Here is an 18,379-nt window from a genome sequence, read left to right as displayed (position 1 = left end):
TGATGGCTGCTGTACAGCATAAGCCCTGCGATGTCTTCCATGCTGAGTTGGGCGGTCAAGTCCGCCACACGCGCATCTATCGGTTGCCGCCAGTCTTCATACACGTCCAGTCGGCCGTTGCGGTTCAAGTCTTTGAATGCGTAGCCATCCTGTTGGATAATGGTGATTCCTGACATCGGGCTGTATCCCAATGTGGCGCCGTCTTTTTGTGTTATCAGATGATATCCGTCTGCTACGGATTCCGTCCATCGCTGTCCGTTGCAACTGCATAGCACGCAGCCGGACAATAAGACAGACAAACATAAATTATTCTTTTTCATATATTATTTTTTACATTTTAAAACGACTTCAACCAGTCTGAAAGTTGAGACATTAATTCCTCATGATGTACAAAAGAGTCTAGATTTCCCCATCCATGTCCGGCGCCCCATCCGTTGCTGCTTTGCCAGCTGACTAATTTTGTCGGTATCCCTTTATTTATCAATGCCTGATAGTAGGCTTTGCCGTTTACAGTGGGAGGAACTTCCGTGTCATCTTCGGTGAATGTAATGAAAGCACGTGGCGTATCTGTTTTTACCTGTTTTTCGTTAGAATAAAGTTCCATTTGTGCCGTTGAAGGGTTTTTACCCAAGAAGTTTTCACGTGACCATGCATGTCCTTGGGCTCCCATTGTAATAACCGGATAGAACAGGATCTGGAAGTTGGGATGTGCATCTCCTGTGGAGTGAGTGGCAATAGTTGAAGCTAAGTGTCCTCCTGCGGAGAATCCCATAATTCCCACATCATCTTTGTTGACATACCATTCCTTCGCATGTTCGCGAACACGTTTGATGGTTGTTTCTGCGTCAGCGATCGGCAATTGGCAGTTACCTTCGGGAAGTGTATATTTTATCACAATCAAGGCGATTCCCCGTTCGTTGAAGAATGGAGCCCAGCCATTCCCTTCATAATTGTCTTCCGGTTTGCAATACCCGTATCCACCGCCGGGGCATACCACAACGGCCCGTCCCGTAGCAGTGTGGGAGGCAGGTAGAAAAACAAAAGTTTGAGGATTATCTAATGTGAACGAACGTGCGGCATAGCTGGGTGCTGTTTCGTCGTCTTTGATATGAAGTAAGAACGCTTTCATAATTTCCTCCGCTATTCTTTTCATTCCTTTATCATTGGGATGGGCTATAATGAAATCTTTCGTTATCGTATAAGGTTTTCCGTCTAAATCATACAGAATATCTCCTGTAGAAGGGCGAGTGACACCCACTTGGTCGATTCCTCTAAGGTCTACATAAGGAATTCCGTAAGCTGTTGCCGCTTGTTTGATAGCCGCCTCTTTCTCGTCGTCCTTCCAGAAACAGCCGGTAATAAACACATGCTTCGCTTGTTTTTTGCAATAACTCACCAACCGGCCTATTGCCGTTTTAAAAGCCGTCTTATCTTCTACATTTTCTCCCAAACGAATGACTATGACATCTTTGTCTTTACAATGCTGGTCCAGCAATGTATTCAGGTTCATGGACAGATTGCGCTCCCAATCGGCTATGTTTAGTGGAGTCACTTTTGAGCCGGGACGCTGTTGGCACAACATTCTCTCCAGTTGATGGCAATAGTCGTTCTCTTCTTTCGAAGCTGCCATTCCCCAGGCAGAGAACCATTCGATACTTGGGGCGTATTCATGGCGTGTGATGGAATTTCCCAAGCATAATACTTTTAATCCATTGGAGGTATCCTCTTTGTCATCGTCTTTATTGTCTGTGCTTGGAGTCTCCTTTGGCGGTTCGTTTATCAGCGAATCGTTTTTACTGCAACTTTCAGTTAATAAACCGCACAATATAAAAAACAGAAAAATAAATCTCTTCATATACCTTATTTAATTTGTTATTTAAAGTTCAACTTATTTCTTGTAGATACGGGCTGCAAATCCACCGCCATTCTTCATCTCTATTGATAACTGACGGCTATCGGAGATAGTGATGAGCTCTCGTTTGTAGCTTGTAGCATCCGTGTTGGCGTTATCGCCGTCTTTGAATATTTCAGCTTCGTATGTGCCTGAATCAAGGAAAGAAAGGTCAAGTGTAAGACTGCGCGAATCTGTCCGATTATTCAGTGCACCTACAAACCAGTCTTTACCGTTTTGTCGTGCAATGGATATATACTCTCCTAATTTGCTGGTCAGTACCTTTGTCTCATCCCATACGGTGGGGATGGAAGCTAGGAATCGGGCACATTCTTTCTCTTTCTCGTACGTTGTGATGTTATCCGCCAGCGTACCTAATCCGGAGAAGAATATGATGTAGTCTGCTATTTGTCGGCATCGGGTACCTTTGCTTATCGGACGGTCGTGGTTTACTGTCCACTTGCTATGAGAAGCGTTACGCATCAGCCCCGCAGTGTAGTCGGTGGGTCCTGCCATACCGCGCAGGAAGGGGAAAGTGACGTCATAAGTTATCCAGTCGCCATTTCTGCCGCCCTCATATTTCAGATGTTCCTGTCCTTTTACTGCTTCGTATGCAAGTATGTTCGGATAGGCACGGTGCAGTCCGTGGGGAACAGGAGAACTGTGCAGGTTGAGCAGGAGTTTGTATTTAGCTGCCATTTCCGCTATTTTCCATTGCAGGTCAATATATTCTTGGTCGCTACGTTCAAAGAAGTCTATTTTTATACCTTTGATACCGTCATTGCTCAGCCTTCTGAATATGTATTCAAACGTGCTGTTGCCTGCCTTCTCCAATACATCGGAGAAGAAAGCCGCTTCCATCCACACCCATACACCTATGTTACTCTTTCTAGCCTGTTCGATGACATCTTTTAAGCAAGAATCATAAGAGAAATCGTTTTCCCACATATTGATACTTCCTGCATCGATAGTAATGTAAGGGATACCCATTTCTTTGGCAAAATTGATGTGGTATATATAATTTTCTAAATGGATACCCGGAGTACCTACTCCATCAAGAGAATAGGCTGTCATCCAGTCCCATGTGCTCATGCCGGGTTTAATCCACGATGTGTCGAACAATTTGCTGCGTGCTGGTGCCAATTTGTATATCATGTCGTTGTCCAGCAACTGTGACTCCTTGTCCATCACCATGAGGATGCGCCAGGGGAATGTCATGGAACCCTCGCAACTGGCAATATATTTATACCATTCGGAAGGCCATTTGTATGAACCGTCACGATAGGCACTTCTGACACGTTCCTGTTGATAACCTGCCAAGTGGTTGCCCGGCATTTTGCGAATGAACATACTTGGGTAGTTTTTGACATTCGCTTCAGCGATACACAAGATTTTCCCTTCGCATTTCACCATCAACGGCAACATAGCCAACTGGCATCCGCCGGAGATTTCCTTGATATCATACTGATAGAAATTCTCGTAGCTGTTGTTTGCGTTTTTCTGCCACGTATCTGTAGCTCCCGGACTAAGAGCGGCTGTCATAGTGAAGCTGGAGGGGAAACTGAAATCCACTTCTTCCGATAGGACCTTGAAATTCTTTTTCCGCTCTGATTCGAAGTGGTAAGCCATTCCTTCGTTGTAAGCTCTGAACACGATGCGGAACTCTTCGGAGAAGTGCAATGTCAGTTCATTGTAGATATCATTCACCGATTTTCGGATATAAAACGGCGAATCAATGGTTGTGTTGACCGATTCTTTGGTAGAACCGATGAAAGTAGAACCTTTTCCCCAGGTTTGTCCGTCGTCCAGTGTCATGGAGACGGGGGATGCGTTTACCACTGTTACACCATTGTGTGAGACGGTATACGTGATATTTCCTTCAGTCGAAATTTCCACTTTTAGCCCTCCATCGGGTGACTCTAATGTCGTGTCCTTACCCATAGCTACAGGTGGCTGTGGTTCCGGCTCAATTATTTCATTCTCATTGCTATCTTGGCATGCACCGAAAGTTAGCGACAGAAACAGGAGTCCTAACATTCCAAATTTTCGTTTCATCATAATATAGTACTGATTAGTTTTTATTTCCAAAATTCTCATATTCACCGTTCATCACTTGTTTTACGGCGTTCAAGTAACCGAAACCGTTCTTCATATCGGGCAGGAGATAGCTGCCTTCCACCCATTCGTTCCAAGAGTTGATTGTAATCAGTTTGGGACGTCCAGGGCGTTGGTCTACGTACTCTTTCGTCTTTTGCAAGAAAGCAGCAAAACTTTCGGGCGAATCGTTATAATGCACGATTTCATCGGCTTTTTTGTTCGGGAACCGGGGGGAATCATCCCAACCGATAGATGCATTCGGGAAGAAAGGAACTCCGAGCGAATCCAGTGCTTGCGTCCACTGTTCCCTGCGTTGCATGGCTTTTGTTCCCCATGATACATAGTCTTCTTCGAAAGGCCATCCCCAGTTGTATTTTGTTACACTGTTGACGCCTACCGTAGCCACCATTTCCATAAATTCGGGGAAGGGGAAGCCATCACCGATAAGCTGGAGATGTAAATTCGGGAATCCGGCTTTTTTCACCTCCTCTCTGAAGTAATCCATCGCCTTCTTCACTCCTTTGGCATCACCGAAGTTCTCGCGCAATTCGTAGTAACCGAAAATGGAAAATACCGGGCAACCGTCTATTTTGAAATAGTTTGGCTTGTGGAAATATTGGCGTATCACCCGTTCTACGATGATTTTGAAGTTATCCCAGTCTACCGTACCGTTCCATAGACGCGATTTGTCATCCTTGTACCGGTGTACATTCCAATAATTGTGTGCCACGTGGTGATTGGCCCACATCAGGTAGAATTTCATTTTTTCGTTATTCTTGGCTTTCAGGAATCCGTTGTTGACGGTGCTTTCCAGAAAAGGCTGTCCATCATACCAGTACCAGTCGAAGATAAACATATTGATGCCATGGGCGGTTGCCACATCAATCCATTTCTCCATTACTTGCGTGTCATCATCCATTTCATATCCCCACAAAGGTACCTTCGGCTGGTAGTGTCCTTCGAAACGGGGATTACCTTTTTTGATGACTTCCCATTCACCGATGCCTTCTCCCCATAGAGTGTCTTGTCCCATCGGGTCGTTGTGGCATGACGGCCAGATATAAGCTGCCACATAATAGTCATCTTGTTTCTCAGTTTGTCTGTCTACTTTTTGAGTGGACGGGGTACATGAGCAAATTGCTGTCATAGCTGCCGCCATACAGAAACTTCTCCATGCGTTTTTGGTGATTGTCCTCATAAGAAATTTGCAATTTTAATAAATATAATAATGTGCAAATGTATAAATTGCCTAGGATTATAAAGGCTAAAATTTTGCCTATAAAGGCTAAAATTCTGCCAAACGGATTTGTAGACAGGGGTAGAGGTAGAAGGTTTGTGAAAGGAGTTCTGAGTATAGCGTAGAATATACAAAAGGCAAAATTTTGTCTTTTTTAGGTAAAATAATCGCCTATCTTGCAAATTTAAATATCGTATTTTGCAAACATTAAAATTAAGTTATGTTGATAAAAAAATCGATAAAATGAAGAAGATACTCATTGGAGTGATAGGGGTGCTCATTCAACTTGCAGTCAGCGGTGCTGTCTACGGGAAAGTACTGAACGTATATTCTCCCGACGGTACTGTAAAAGTCAGCATCGAGCTGAAAGATAAGATTTATTATTCAGTCTTTACCGGTGATGATATATTATTAGATAGGTGTACGATGGGGATGACCCTTTCCGATGGTACATTGGGAGTAAAACCTGTGCTGAGAAAAGTGCGGAAAGGCACGGTAGATGAAAGCAGGAAGCGGGAGATTCCCCTGAAAAATGAAACGGTGCGCAATCATTATAATTATTTGCGCATGAATATGGCGGGAGATTATACTGTAGAATTTCGTGTTTTTGATGACGGTGTAGCCTATCGTTTCATTACTGATAGAAAAAGTCCGATAGAGGTAGTCGGAGAAGATTTCAATATCAACTTTCCTACCGATTATCGTGCCTGTTTGGGTGAAGCACATGCTTTCTCCACCTCTTATGAGTCTGTTTATACCTGTATGCAGACGGAAAGTTACCGGAAGGATGATATCATGGCTTATTTGCCGGCATTGCTTGAAACGCCCGGTGGTTGTAAGATTTTGATATCGGAAGCCGACCTTACCGATTATCCCTGTATGTTTCTGAAAAGTACAGGTAACAATGGAATGTATGCCTTGTTTCCCAAATGTCCTGTCCGTTTCGAGGACGATAATGATTACAAATTCAAAATTTTGGAAGAAGCCTCGTATATTGCCCGGACGTCAGGAAAAAGAAGTTTCCCCTGGCGTTTCTTCGTGATTGCGAAAAACGAAAAGGTATTGGTTGAGAATGAAATGGTATATAAACTCTCAGCACCCTGTGAACTTGCCGATTATAGTTGGGTAAAACCTGGTAAATCAAGTTGGGAATGGTGGAATCCCCGTATTTATGATGTAGATTTCAGAGTGGGTGCCAATACGCAGACTTATAAATATTATATAGACTTTGCAGCGGAGTTGGGGTTGGAATATACATTGATGGACGGTGCTTGGATGGCAGCCGCCAGTGATCCTTGGACTCCTCATCCGGAAATCGATCTGCCGGAGGTTATCCGCTATGCCAAAGAGCATAATGTGAAGATTCTGCTTTGGCTGAGTTGGCTTACAGTAGAAAAACATTTTGACCAATTGTTCGCCAAGTATGCCGAATGGGGAGTAGCAGGATTAAAGATAGATTTTATGGAACGCAGCGACCAGTGGATGGTGAATTTCTATGAGCGTGTAGCTAAAGAAGCAGCCAAACACAAACTCGTAATCGATTTCCATGGTTCTTTCAAGCCTGCCGGACTGGAGTGCCGTTACCCCAATGTGCTTTCGTACGAAGGAGTGGTAGGTATGGAGATGGGCAAGCGTTGCGATCCTGCGAACAGCATTTGGCTGCCTTTCATCCGTAACACTGTAGGACCGATGGATTTTACTCCGGGAGCCATGAATAATGTTCATCCAGAAGAAAACCATTTTGATATATGGACGCATGGGAATCCTGCCGCTTCGGGGACACGTGCCTATCAGATGGCACTGTATGTAGTATTTGAAAGCGGGCTGCAAATGTTGGCGGACAGTCCTACGTTGTATTATCGCGAACGTCCCTGTACGGATTTCATAGCCAGTGTTCCTGTGGTATGGGATGAGACGAGAGTTTTGGATGCCAAGTTGGGCGAATATATAGTTATTGCCCGTCGGAGTGGAGATAAGTGGTTCGTGGGGGCTATTACGAATGGTGAGCCGCGTACTGTCACGGTCAACCTCGATTTCCTTTCTCCCAATAGGGATTTTCATCTGACCGGCTTTGCCGACGGCATGAATGCCGACCGTTCGGCGATGGATTACATAAGGCGGGAGTCAGAGATTCGCTCTACTTCTACATTGACGTTGAAGATGGTTCGCAACGGAGGATATGTGGGAGTGATTGAGTAAATTAATTATTTATCAAAATATTTTTTCGATCAGATTAAATGACGTGAACCGGACAGGTTTCACATGAAATAAAATGATCAAAAAACTATTGTTAACTTTAATAATTTTCAGTATGGATTTAAATTCATTGAAAAAGAAGCAAAGAATGGTGGTTGCCTTGCCATTGTTTGCTTGTATTCTCGGCAGTTATCCGTTGGATGCCGTGGCTGAGAATAGTGGTATTCCTGTGCAAGAGGTTTTGCAAAACAAAGCTCCATTGAAACGCACTTTATATGGAACTGTGATTGATGCTACCAGTGGCGAGTCACTGGTAGGGGTTAATATCCGCGTTAAAGGTAGTGACCGAGGTACTATTACCGACCTTGATGGTAAATTCAAATTAGAGGTGACTAACAAAACGGAATTGGAATGTTCTTATATCGGTTATAAGAGCCAGACGGTAATAGTAGGTGATTTGGGCGTTATCCAGATTAAAATGGTGTCGGATAATGAAGTATTGGATGAAGTTGTGATTATCGGTGCCGGTACGCAGAAGAAAGTCTCAGTGACAGGTTCTATTGCCAGCGTGAAAGGTACTGTCCTGAAAGCTCCGTCTTCTTCATTGACCAACAACCTTGCCGGTAAATTGTCTGGTGTGGTTGCAAAAACGAATAGTGGTGAACCGGGAGCAGCTTCCGATTTCTATATTCGTGGTATCAATACGTTCGGTGGCGTAGCCACACCTTTGATTTTGCTCAATGGAGTGGAAATCTCATCCGGCGACTTGAACACGATTCCGGCAGAAACAATTGAAAGTTTCACCATACTGAAAGATGCATCTGCAACAGCTATTTATGGTAACCGGGGTGCGAATGGTGTCATGTTGGTGACAACGAAAAGCGGTTCTGAAAATACGAAAGCAACCGTGAACGTGTCGTTGGAAGCTTCTTATTTCCAGCCAATGAATCGTATTGAGTTTGCAGACGGTCCTACTTACATGCGCAAGTTTAACGAAGCCCGTCAGGCACGTGATTATGATGACGTTTATAATGCCGACCAAATTCAATACACTGCAGATGGAATCAATCCGTACGCATATCCAAACGTGGACTGGTATGATACTATATTTAAAAAAGGAAATTTTAACCAACGTGCTAATGTTAATGTACAGGGGGGTGGTTCAAGAGTTACCTACTTCCTAAGCTTGCAGGCCAACCACGATACAGGTTTGATGAATACGCCAAAGAACTATTTCTATGACACTAACTTCAACACGTGGGAATATAATTTTCAGAACAATATCTCCTACAAATTATCCAATACAACAACAGTAGACCTGCGTATCATGACACAAATGGGACATCGTAATGGTCCTGAGTACTCTACTGCTGATATGTATAAAAGTGTAATGGCCACCAATCCCGTATCGTTTCCTGCTGCTTTTCCAGCACAAGAGGGGGACAGGGGGCATATCCGTTTCGGTAATGTAGTATTAATCCCGGGAGTATATGGTGAGAATCCATATGCCAATATGTTGAAGTCGTTTCAAGAAGTCAATTATAATACAATGAACACTTCTTTGAATGTGGCTCAGAAATTAGATTTCATCACAGAAGGACTGAGTGCGAAGGTATTGGTTAACTTTAAAAATTATTCACACTCCAAATATAAACGTTCTATCGACCCTTTCTATTATCAGATGAAAGCGAACTCTTTCGATCCGGAAACAAATGAGTATGATTTGGAAGCATTGAAAACCGGAAAATATTTTATTGAAGAGTCCGATCACAAAAAAGAACAGGACCAGACTTTCTATTTGGATGCACGGTTGGACTGGAAACGTAGTTTCGGATATCATAATCTCACCGCCATGGCAATGTACATGATGCGTGAATATCGCAATTCCATACTTCCTAATCGTAACCAAGGTTATTCAGGTCGTATCACTTACGACTATGCCAATAAATATCTTGTAGAGTTCAACTTCGGATATAACGGTTCCGAACGTTTGGCTTCGGGTACACGTTTCGAGTTTTTCCCTGCTGTGTCTCTCGGATGGGTGGTAAGTAACGAAGATTTCTGGAAACCGGCTTCAAAGTATATCAACCATTTGAAAATCAGAGGTTCTTACGGGCTGGTTGGTAGCGATCAGTTCAACAAAGATGCTCCCCATTTCCTTTATTACAATCAGATTAATTTCGCTCCTAATGCTGGTATAAATGAGTTCTACGACAAAAGATTAATATACTCTACCGGTATGCCGGGTAGTACGATTGTCCGTGAAGGACCTGAATTCAAAACTCTTGCCATACAGAACGCAGGTTGGGAACGTGTGAAAAAATTAAATGTCGGAGTTGATATTTCATTTTTCGATCAAGTGAATCTTACATTTGATTATTTCTATGACCATCGTGACCGGATTTTGATGAAGCGTGCTTCTTTCCCCAGTTTATTGGGATATGGAGGGTATGTGCCTTGGAGTAATATTGGTGAAGTAATCAACAAAGGTGTGGAAATAAGCCTAAACTGGAATAAACAATTCGGTAAGAACTGGTTTGTTGATTTCCGCGGAAACTTTACTTTCAACCGTAATAAATATGAATATGCTGACGAACCGGACTATCCGTATGTATGGCAGACGAAAACCGGCAAACCGTTGAATACACTAACCGGATATTTAGCCGACGGATTATTCAGCAGTCAAGAAGAGATAGACAACTGGGCGGATCAGTCGCAATTGGGGGGGAACAACCTGCGTCCGGGTGATATCAAGTATCGGGATATTAACGGTGACGGACAAATCACGGAACAAGACCAAGTAATGCTTTCTCCCTATGCAGACATTCCCAATATTCAATACGGTTTTGGCTTAAATCTAACTTATAAGAAGTTTGATTTTGGTGTATTCTTCAATGGTTCTGCCAAACGTAAGATTATGATTAATGAGGGATATGCTCCTTTCCAAAGCGGAGGAGGTGACGGACATTCAGGGCAAACTCTGCCGACTAACTTGATGCAATGGATTGCCGACGGGCATTGGTCGGTAGATAATCCGAATCCAAATGCGGTTTATCCCCGCTTGGGAACAACTATCAGTGACATTCAAAATAATATTGTGAAGAGTTCCTTCTGGATGCGCAATGCTAATTTTTTACGGTTCAAAACACTGGAATTCGGTTATACATTCCCTCATTGCCGTGTTTATTTCAATGGGGACAATCTTGCAGTGTTCAGCCCGTTCAAATTATGGGATCCGGAGCTTGCATGGAATGCCTACCCATTGCAGCGTACTTTCAATCTTGGAGTACAACTTACATTCTAAATGTACAATTCATAAAAATAATTCAGATATGAACATTTTAAAGTATACCAATCGATTCATAAAATCAGGTTTTGTCGGCATAACCTGCCTGGCCTGTTTTTCTTCATGCAATTACTTGGATGTCATTCCTCCGGCACAACCGGACATGGAAGATACGATGACAGACAAATCTGCAACACTGGGATTTTTATTTTCCTGCTATGCTCCAATACTGGAGTTTCATACATATAATATCAATTATCTTGAAAATGGTTCGGACGAGACACTTTATCCACTGACGTGGTCAGGGCAATGCCAGAAAATTCAGTTTGGTACAGCTAATACAACTGATGGTATCGGAATGTGGTATACATGGTATTCTGCATTAGGGCAAGTACATCGTTTCCTACAACAGATTGATATCTTAAATCCGGTCGGAGTGACAGAAGATGATAAAGACGAATACAAAGGCGAGTGTTACTTTTTGGATGCATATTACCATTTCCGATTGCTGAATACTTACGGCCCCATTCCTATCGTTTCGGAAATGATGGACCCTAACATAACTAAGAATGAGATGCCGGGACGTTCGCACTTTGATTATTGTGTGAAATACATTGTTGATAAACTTGATCAGGCTGCCTATCTGCTTCCCGATAAACGAGAACTTAGTGATGCGGGACGTGCTGATGCCACTATTTGTAAGTGTATTAAAGCCCGTGTGCTACTTTATGCCGCTTCTCCTTTATGGAATGGTTCGTTCTACGATAAGAGTTGGAAAAATAGCAAATACGAAACTCCGGGATATGGTAATGAACTGGTAAGTTCTCAATATGAACGAAAAAAATGGGACAATGCGTTGGTTGCATGTCAGGAGGCTCTCACTGCTGCCAAGAAGGCCGGTTATAATTTATTTGATATAGAAACAGCCAATTCGATTGCCGAAAAGCAAAAAGTTCCATTGCCTTTTATTCCCGGAAAAGAGGAAGATACACCGGAAAACACCTTGTTTAAAGAGCGTGTCCGTATGTTCCAATACTTGGTCGCTTCGAATGAAAGTGATGGAAACAACGAACTTATCTGGGGTGTGAACACGAAGCGTATGGGACCGTCGGACTATTGGCCTACGATTTCGCAAGCTCCCCGAAAGATTATCAAAACGAACGGAACTACCTGGCACTCTATGAGTGGATGGTCTTTCAATGCTCCGACGCTGAATACCGTACAACGTTTTTATACGGAAAATGGAAAACTTCCTGCCGATGATAATGACTTCTATCGTAAAAGTGAATGGTATACTCGCTTCTATGAGGGTACGTCGAGTCCGGCTTTGGAGAGGGATGACATCGATAAGGAAGATGTGAAGAACGACATTATCAAATTCAATGTTGGTAGAGAAGCCCGCTACTATGCATGGATTGCTTTTGACGGTTGCCAGTATGCCACGAATATACGCGATGGAGAACCGCTTTGGCTCAATCTGAAGAATAGTGCTACCAATGGATATGTGCTTAACGACCGTAACTATACCGGAACCGGATTTATGACAAAGAAGTTCATGACACCCGATATCAAGTATGACAAGACAAACAAAGTGACGGGAAATACCACCCGGTTGCCGTTTATCCGCATGGCGGAACTCTATTTGAATCTTGCCGAATGTTATGCGGCATTAGGGAATAATGGGGAGGCCTTGAAGCAACTCAATTTCGTACGCGAACGTGCCGGCTTTGATGGATTGACGGAGGCAGATATGCCAAGATTGAATATGAGTGTGGTCGATTTGATTCGTAACGAACGTTTTGTTGAATTGTTCAAGGAAGGACACCGTTACTACGATATGCGTCGTTGGACAATTGCTCCTCAAGTATCTGGTGCTGGTAAAATTTATGTTTTGAACAACAACAAAGTAGATCCGACTTTCGAGGAATTTAACCAGCCGATATTGGCGGAACAACCCTTGAGATGGTACAACCGTTTGTATCTGCTTCCACCGGACGACACGGAGATATACAGCAATCCACAGTTAGTGCAGGCACCCGGTTATTAATAAATAAAAGAATACATTATGAAAGCTAAGTTTATAGGAATTGCAAGTATGCTCGCTTTACTGGCGGCTTGCGATCAAGATAAATACGAATTGGACAATTTGGTTCCCGAAGAGTACAACAAGATATTGTACATCAAGGAATACGGAACTCCTGAAATAACCTTATACAATGCTGATGAGAAGAGTACATATTCTTTCTCTGTTAATCTCGGAGGTAAGGACTTTATGGCGCAGCCGGCTGCTTGCGACATCCGTACGCTGACACAGGCAGAGGTAGACCAAAAATACAGCATTCCCGAAGGGACCAATTACAAGGTACTTACCAAAGGCTATTCCATTGACAACTTGCATTTGGATTTTGCAACGGAAGAGTTCTACAAACAGGTTACTGTGTCTATGACACCCAAAGTCATTGAGGATGAAATAAACACTGCCCCCAATTCTACATGGGTATTACCCATATGTTTACATAGTGAGAGCGACCTGGTGAATGCTGCAAAAAATGAGATATTCATGAAAATCAACGTCGTTAGTCCGTCTGTAGGTTTCAATAGTGCTGTCGAACGGATTGTACAGTATGAGAATGGCACTCCTCGCGTCAACTCGGTTGAGTTTGGTATTGATGCGGAAAACCAGTGGGGGCTTACATGTACATTCGCGGTTGATGAAACATATGCGGCTGCAATGTATCCTACGTATAAGCTATTGCCGGCAGAATGTTATGAGTTCTCCGAAAATATACAGTTGCGCAAGGGAGAAAAGATCGCAGACCTGTTTATAACCTTTACCGGTGAGAAATTGGAATGGGGAGATTATGTGCTTCCGATTCGTATGAGTAGTGATCCTGTTGCTTCTTCACCGGAGAAAAATATGCACGTACTAGTCATTCATCATAGCAGTAACTGGGAGGTTACAGGTAAATATGAAGAAAGACGATATAATTCGGGAGGTAAATTCAAACATCTTTTGGATGGTGATCCTAAAACATTCTGGGCAAGCCACTGGGATGGTCCTAACGCGCGAGATCTTCCTCCTGTCCTGGTTATAGATACGAAAGAAGAGCATTCTTTCGGTAAAATTGGATTTATGCATATAGATAATGATGGTCAGAAGGATAAGCATAATTACCAACTTGAGTTTTATGTTAGTTCCGATTCCAGGACCTGGTGGAATTTTGACCATGAGAAGTTCTGGGAAGGAAAAGAAAATGGAGATGTCGACTGGACTGAATATGGATGGAAGACAGATACCAACTGGGAGAATCAAGCCAACTGGGTGCCTGTGGGCAAGGTGACAGAGATGAAGAGTCTGCATCACCCCGAATATGAATATTTTGATTTGGACAGTAGCGTGAAAGGCCGGTACTTCATTATCAAAGTGACATATAGTGGTACTCGGGATATGGTTGAGTTTGCAGAAATTGATCTTCAGACGGTAGATTGAATGACAACTCTTCATTGAAAGAATCAGCTTTGGGGACCGTTCATATATGGTCGGTCCCGAAGTGATTCTTTGGAGCGAAGTCTGAACAGATTATTATTTCGCGAATGGACTTTAATTGATTTTTAAACTTCTTAATCTTTAAGGATAATATGAAAAAGATTTTTTTGTCGGCAGCGGTTATTGGACTACTTGCAAGCTGCTCACAGACAGAAGGACTGTCTGTCGATAATTCTACGGCAGATAGCCGTCGGATACAACTTTCGGTGGGGGTAGGCGACTTGCAGACGCGTGCCGGTTATAACAGTGAAAACTTAGAACAGTTCCAGTTGATTATCGACAACCCCGGAAATGTGGAGTATAACTACAACATTCTGATGCAAAAGGGCGATGATGGGTGGAATACTTCCAGTGGCGAGGCATTGATGTGGGACCCCAATACTCCGAATATAACAGTATGTGCCTTTGCGCCTGCTAAAGACGACGTGCAATTGACAAACAGAAGTCTTGAAGTAAAAGTACCCTCTAATCAGAGCACGGAAGATGCTTTGAAGACGGCAGACTTCCTGTTGGCGAAGAGAGCGGTCAATCTTCAAAATGAGGATGGCAGACTTGATATCAAATTGAAACATAAATTGTGCAAATTGATTATCAAACCCGTTAGCGGTGGAGTTGCAGCACCGGTGGACAACTTGAAGGTGAATGGCGTAATTTTAAGCGGAACTTGCGATTTGACGACGGCAACACCGGCCGTAGTAGCCGCTTCTTCTGCCGGCACGGCAAGCATCACGCCTTTCAAGAATGCGGAGGGAGCTTACGAGTGTATTTTGCTGCCGCAAAATGCCGGAACGTTCGTTACTTTCAATATCGGTGATACGGATTATGAATGGAAATCTGATGAAGCTCAACTCACGGAGGGTACTTGCTATACTCTGACGATGGATGTGGTTACTTCTGAATCGAATCTGGAGGCAATCAAATAGGCAGATAACAATTAGTCACTCAATTAAGTAGAATATACAATGAAAACATTCAGATATTTTTATTTGCTTGCAGCTCTTACTGCATTTTCGGCTTGCAGCAACGACGACGATGAAGTGCAAGGACAAAGCTCGGCGACAAATGCCGACAAGGTTCTGATAAACGCTGTGGTGGACGGCAATTCGCTGTTCACGCGTAGCAACCCTATGGGGGCGAATGATGCCAGCCAACAGACATTTAATCAAGGTGACAAACTGGCGGTTGGATGTGGCGATGAACTCCCTGTGGTATACACGATGGGCGCGGATAAGAACTGGGCAACCGAAGGGGAAAACGGCCTGGCATGGGCGGAATCTTATCTGGAAGCGGTAGCTTATCATGCGTATTATCCCGCAGTGGCGAGTGTCTCTTTTAGCACTTTCATTCTGCCTGTTGACCAATCGTCGAACGAGAACATCACCAATGCGGACTACATGACCGGTACGACGGAAATATCCGAAAGGCCTGCCGATGGTGTATTGAGGCTGAATATGAACCGTCGGATGGCACGTGTTATCATCAAAATAGCCGGTGTAGAAGAAGGGCTGGGCAGTGTGACGTCACTGACCATCAGCTCTCAGTATGCCGCCATTTCTCCGGTGAACGTGGAAGGCCCCGTGAAATCCATCACACCCTATGCAATGGGCAATGATACGTATGCCGCTTTGGTAATACCGGGCGAGGGTAGCAATACGGAAACGTTTGTTGAAGTAGGAACGACGACTGGCGGTACAAGAAAGATTACAGGCATCAAACCAGCCGAAGCCGGTAAAAGTTATACTTACGACCTTTACGTAGGTGAACGTGGCGCCACACTGTCCGATCCGATTGTGGAAGACTGGACCGAGGGTACGTTGCAGGGAACCTTGACTGTAACGGCAGCAAAAAGATTGGAACGTACAGGTTGGAGAGTAACCGGTAAATTTGAAGAGAATGAGGATGAATCATTTATGAAGCTTATAGATGGTGATACGAATACATTCTGGCGTAGCGATTGGTGTTATCGGGGATGTGACAAACCTTATTATGTGGTTATTGATCTTGGTGAGAATGCCAACTATGTGTTTACGGGAGTGGAAATTATGGAACATAGGGACATCACAGGTCCGTATAAATGTAATTTCTATGTTACAGACCAATGGGAATGGAGAGAACCATTGAGAGATTTAGGAGGAACAGAAGGCTATGAAGGTGATTGGCATTGGAATACTCATGGTGGAAATGGTACTCTTGATACAACAAAATGGAGTGAGGGATGGACAAAGGTGAATAATGCGGATATAACATTAGAAAGCAGTGCGAATTTCCAAAAAATATCAATCAATAATGAAAATGCAAAAGGGCGTTATTTCATGATAGAAGTTACAGAAATGGAAGGAAATCCCAATAGTTGGATAGGTTTTGCTGAAATTTATCTGTGGGGTAAAGACGCCAAATAGCGTTTATTTATCACCTATCTTAATCAAGAAAGAGTTTTCTCTATGGTCGCTCTAATAAGTTGTAGATAATATAGTTTACTAATTGATTTGTATTGTATATGAAAAGAAAATTTGTGACTTGTTTGTTGTCTGTCCTGTTTTTAGCGGCAGATACGTATTCATTTGGCGAATGCAAAGGAACCGTTACGCCAAGTGTCGTTATAACGGAAAGTCAATGGAAAGGAAAGAGGGTTGCTTTCTTGGGTGATTCCATTACGGATGAACAACGAGTGGGTACCACAAAGTGTTATTGGGAGTATTTGGCAGAGTGGCTCGGCTTGTGTCCCTTGGTATATGGCATCAATGGAAACGAATGGAACGGAGTTCTGCAGCAGGCGCATAAATTGCGGAAAGAGCAGAAGGATACGGTAGACGCTATTGTCATCTTTGCCGGTACCAACGACTTTTTTGCAAATGTCCCGTTAGGAGAGTGGTATACGGACCCTATATGTAAAAAGCCGAGAGTAGCGGATACACAATTGGAATATTCCCGCAAATATCGTATGCCATTGCTGAAAGACGATACGTTCAAAGGGCGAATCAACAGGGTGCTTCACTTTCTGAAGACGAACTATCCGGACAAGCAAGTGATTCTGCTGACTCCGCTTCATCGTGCGCAAGCCCGCTTCAGCAGTGAAAATGTACAGCCCGACGAAGGATTCGCCAATCAAATAGGCGTTTATATAGATGAATACGTCCAAGCTGTCAAAGAAGCCGGCAATGTATGGGCAGTACCCGTCATCGATCTTCATAGCCTTAGCGGATTATACCCGCTAAACGATTCGTGCTCCATTTATTTTCATGATGCGGATACCGACAGGCTGCATCCTAATGCGACAGGCCATCGCAGGATGGCAAAAACTTTGCTGTATCAGTTGTTGGCACTTCCGGCAACGTTCTGATGCCGGTATAAACGAACTGGCTGGCTATTATTCAGAGATATATGATAAGAAGGCAAAGAAGTGGGAAACTTGCCATTCTTATCATATATTTTATGTAAGCATTCGGCCTTGTGCGTGTTTCTTTCCCTTGTTTTCCTTCCTACCTTTGTGACTTCATAATCATCTTAATCCATTATGTGTTCAGTATTAGTATTTTCTAATGAAAGTGAAAAGCTGCGTAGTCTCTTGTCCGAGTCTAACCATTTTGATTCTGTTCTTTTCATATTTGACGGTGGTCGTCGTTATAAAGTTTCGGCTTCCAGCCTTGGTATCCATTCCCCTCAGGACTTACTTCTCCCTTTAGGTCTTGGTCTTTTCCGTAGCAGTCCTTTCTGGTCTTATTACCTTTATCCGCAAGGTTGTAATTTCCATAAAGGAATTGACGGTCTTTGTGGTGAGGTCATCCGGCACACGGGTTCTTACGTGTCAGAGCAGAGTTGCCATATTTTTCTTGACCGTTCCCGTAGCAGGTTGCATATCCTTTATCGGTGCGACGATGAATACCGTCTGGAATGCCGTCGTCTGAACCACGGTTCTTTCCTCTTGAAAAAGGACGAACGGAAGAGGGATTTTCTTCAAATTTCCTGGAATCGCCTGAATGAGCTGTTTACTGTTAAAAAGTATCGGAAAACAGTTGAAAAGTAATCTCCCGTCCTATAAGGCGTACAGCTTTATTTTGATAACTTTGCCACATAATGTGCGACAAGAGGTCTCACAAGTAATTGTTCAGCATCATGTCTGAACCT

At 43.4% G+C, this 18,379-nt stretch carries 11 protein-coding genes and 1 pseudogene; 8 read left to right on the top strand and 4 right to left on the bottom strand.

Features of this window, described 5'->3' with window-relative positions:
* The 4 genes and pseudogenes from DW173_RS22825 to DW173_RS22810 all read right to left on the bottom strand — a co-directional run.
* Positions 1-320, bottom strand: a pseudogene (locus DW173_RS22825) (beta-glucosidase); the annotation flags it as partial.
* A gap of 17 nt (positions 321-337) precedes the next feature.
* The gene (locus DW173_RS22820; RefSeq protein ID WP_120145292.1) at positions 338-1,855 is read right to left on the bottom strand and encodes an alpha/beta hydrolase fold domain-containing protein; all 1,518 of its coding nucleotides are present in this window, start codon (positions 1,853-1,855) and stop codon (positions 338-340) included.
* 33 nt (positions 1,856-1,888) lie between these two features.
* Positions 1,889-3,949: a glycoside hydrolase family 97 protein gene (locus tag DW173_RS22815; RefSeq protein WP_008026454.1), complete on the bottom strand. Its 2,061-nt coding sequence runs from the start codon at positions 3,947-3,949 to the stop codon at positions 1,889-1,891.
* A 13-nt stretch (positions 3,950-3,962) separates the two neighbouring features.
* On the bottom strand, positions 3,963-5,186 hold the full coding sequence (locus DW173_RS22810) for a glycoside hydrolase family 99-like domain-containing protein (protein ID WP_120145291.1): 1,224 nt from the start codon (positions 5,184-5,186) through the stop codon (positions 3,963-3,965).
* Positions 5,187-5,468: 282 nt separating this feature from the next.
* On the opposite strand from DW173_RS22810, the gene DW173_RS22805 reads away from it, so the two are divergent.
* The 8 genes from DW173_RS22805 to tnpB all read left to right on the top strand — a co-directional run bounded on the left by DW173_RS22805 (position 5,469) and on the right by tnpB (position 18,278).
* Complete coding sequence (locus tag DW173_RS22805; RefSeq protein WP_008026447.1) at positions 5,469-7,424, top strand: glycoside hydrolase family 97 protein; 1,956 nt, start codon at positions 5,469-5,471, stop codon at positions 7,422-7,424.
* A 112-nt stretch (positions 7,425-7,536) separates the two neighbouring features.
* On the top strand, positions 7,537-10,725 hold the full coding sequence (locus tag DW173_RS22800) for a SusC/RagA family TonB-linked outer membrane protein (protein ID WP_120145290.1): 3,189 nt from the start codon (positions 7,537-7,539) through the stop codon (positions 10,723-10,725).
* A gap of 28 nt (positions 10,726-10,753) precedes the next feature.
* Positions 10,754-12,754 (top strand): RagB/SusD family nutrient uptake outer membrane protein, encoded by a 2,001-nt coding sequence (locus tag DW173_RS22795; protein ID WP_008026443.1) that lies wholly within the window; start codon positions 10,754-10,756, stop codon positions 12,752-12,754.
* Between the two features lie 18 nt (positions 12,755-12,772).
* On the top strand, positions 12,773-14,197 hold the full coding sequence (locus DW173_RS22790) for a DUF1735 domain-containing protein (protein ID WP_008026441.1): 1,425 nt from the start codon (positions 12,773-12,775) through the stop codon (positions 14,195-14,197).
* A 149-nt stretch (positions 14,198-14,346) separates the two neighbouring features.
* Positions 14,347-15,177, top strand: coding sequence for a fimbrillin family protein (locus tag DW173_RS22785; protein WP_008026439.1), 831 nt, complete (start codon positions 14,347-14,349; stop codon positions 15,175-15,177).
* 39 nt (positions 15,178-15,216) lie between these two features.
* Entirely contained in the window at positions 15,217-16,653 is a 1,437-nt protein-coding gene (locus DW173_RS22780; RefSeq protein WP_008026437.1) for a fimbrillin family protein, read from the top strand.
* 98 nt (positions 16,654-16,751) lie between these two features.
* Positions 16,752-17,594 (top strand): SGNH/GDSL hydrolase family protein, encoded by an 843-nt coding sequence (locus DW173_RS22775; RefSeq protein WP_008026435.1) that lies wholly within the window; start codon positions 16,752-16,754, stop codon positions 17,592-17,594.
* 174 nt (positions 17,595-17,768) lie between these two features.
* Positions 17,769-18,278, top strand: coding sequence for an IS66 family insertion sequence element accessory protein TnpB (gene tnpB, locus DW173_RS22770; RefSeq protein ID WP_120145289.1), 510 nt, complete (start codon positions 17,769-17,771; stop codon positions 18,276-18,278).
* Positions 18,279-18,379: the final 101 nt, after the last annotated feature.

Origin of the sequence: Bacteroides sp. AM16-13 (assembly GCF_003602705.1) — a bacterium.
Classification (GTDB): domain Bacteria; phylum Bacteroidota; class Bacteroidia; order Bacteroidales; family Bacteroidaceae; genus Bacteroides; species Bacteroides xylanisolvens.
This window is presented reverse-complemented; position numbering and strand designations above follow the sequence as displayed.

Bases quoted from the DNA above. Each gene is read 5' to 3' on its own strand.
- DW173_RS22820 (WP_120145292.1), bottom strand. From the start codon at position 1,855: ATGAAGAGATTTATTTTTCTGTTTTTTATATTGTGCGGTTTATTAACT.
- DW173_RS22815 (WP_008026454.1), bottom strand. From the start codon at position 3,949: ATGATGAAACGAAAATTTGGAATGTTAGGACTCCTGTTTCTGTCGCTA.
- DW173_RS22810 (WP_120145291.1), bottom strand. From the start codon at position 5,186: ATGAGGACAATCACCAAAAACGCATGGAGAAGTTTCTGTATGGCGGCA.
- DW173_RS22805 (WP_008026447.1), top strand. From the start codon at position 5,469: ATGAAGAAGATACTCATTGGAGTGATAGGGGTGCTCATTCAACTTGCA.
- DW173_RS22800 (WP_120145290.1), top strand. From the start codon at position 7,537: ATGGATTTAAATTCATTGAAAAAGAAGCAAAGAATGGTGGTTGCCTTG.
- DW173_RS22795 (WP_008026443.1), top strand. From the start codon at position 10,754: ATGAACATTTTAAAGTATACCAATCGATTCATAAAATCAGGTTTTGTC.
- DW173_RS22790 (WP_008026441.1), top strand. From the start codon at position 12,773: ATGAAAGCTAAGTTTATAGGAATTGCAAGTATGCTCGCTTTACTGGCG.
- DW173_RS22785 (WP_008026439.1), top strand. From the start codon at position 14,347: ATGAAAAAGATTTTTTTGTCGGCAGCGGTTATTGGACTACTTGCAAGC.
- DW173_RS22780 (WP_008026437.1), top strand. From the start codon at position 15,217: ATGAAAACATTCAGATATTTTTATTTGCTTGCAGCTCTTACTGCATTT.
- DW173_RS22775 (WP_008026435.1), top strand. From the start codon at position 16,752: ATGAAAAGAAAATTTGTGACTTGTTTGTTGTCTGTCCTGTTTTTAGCG.
- tnpB (WP_120145289.1), top strand. From the start codon at position 17,769: ATGTGTTCAGTATTAGTATTTTCTAATGAAAGTGAAAAGCTGCGTAGT.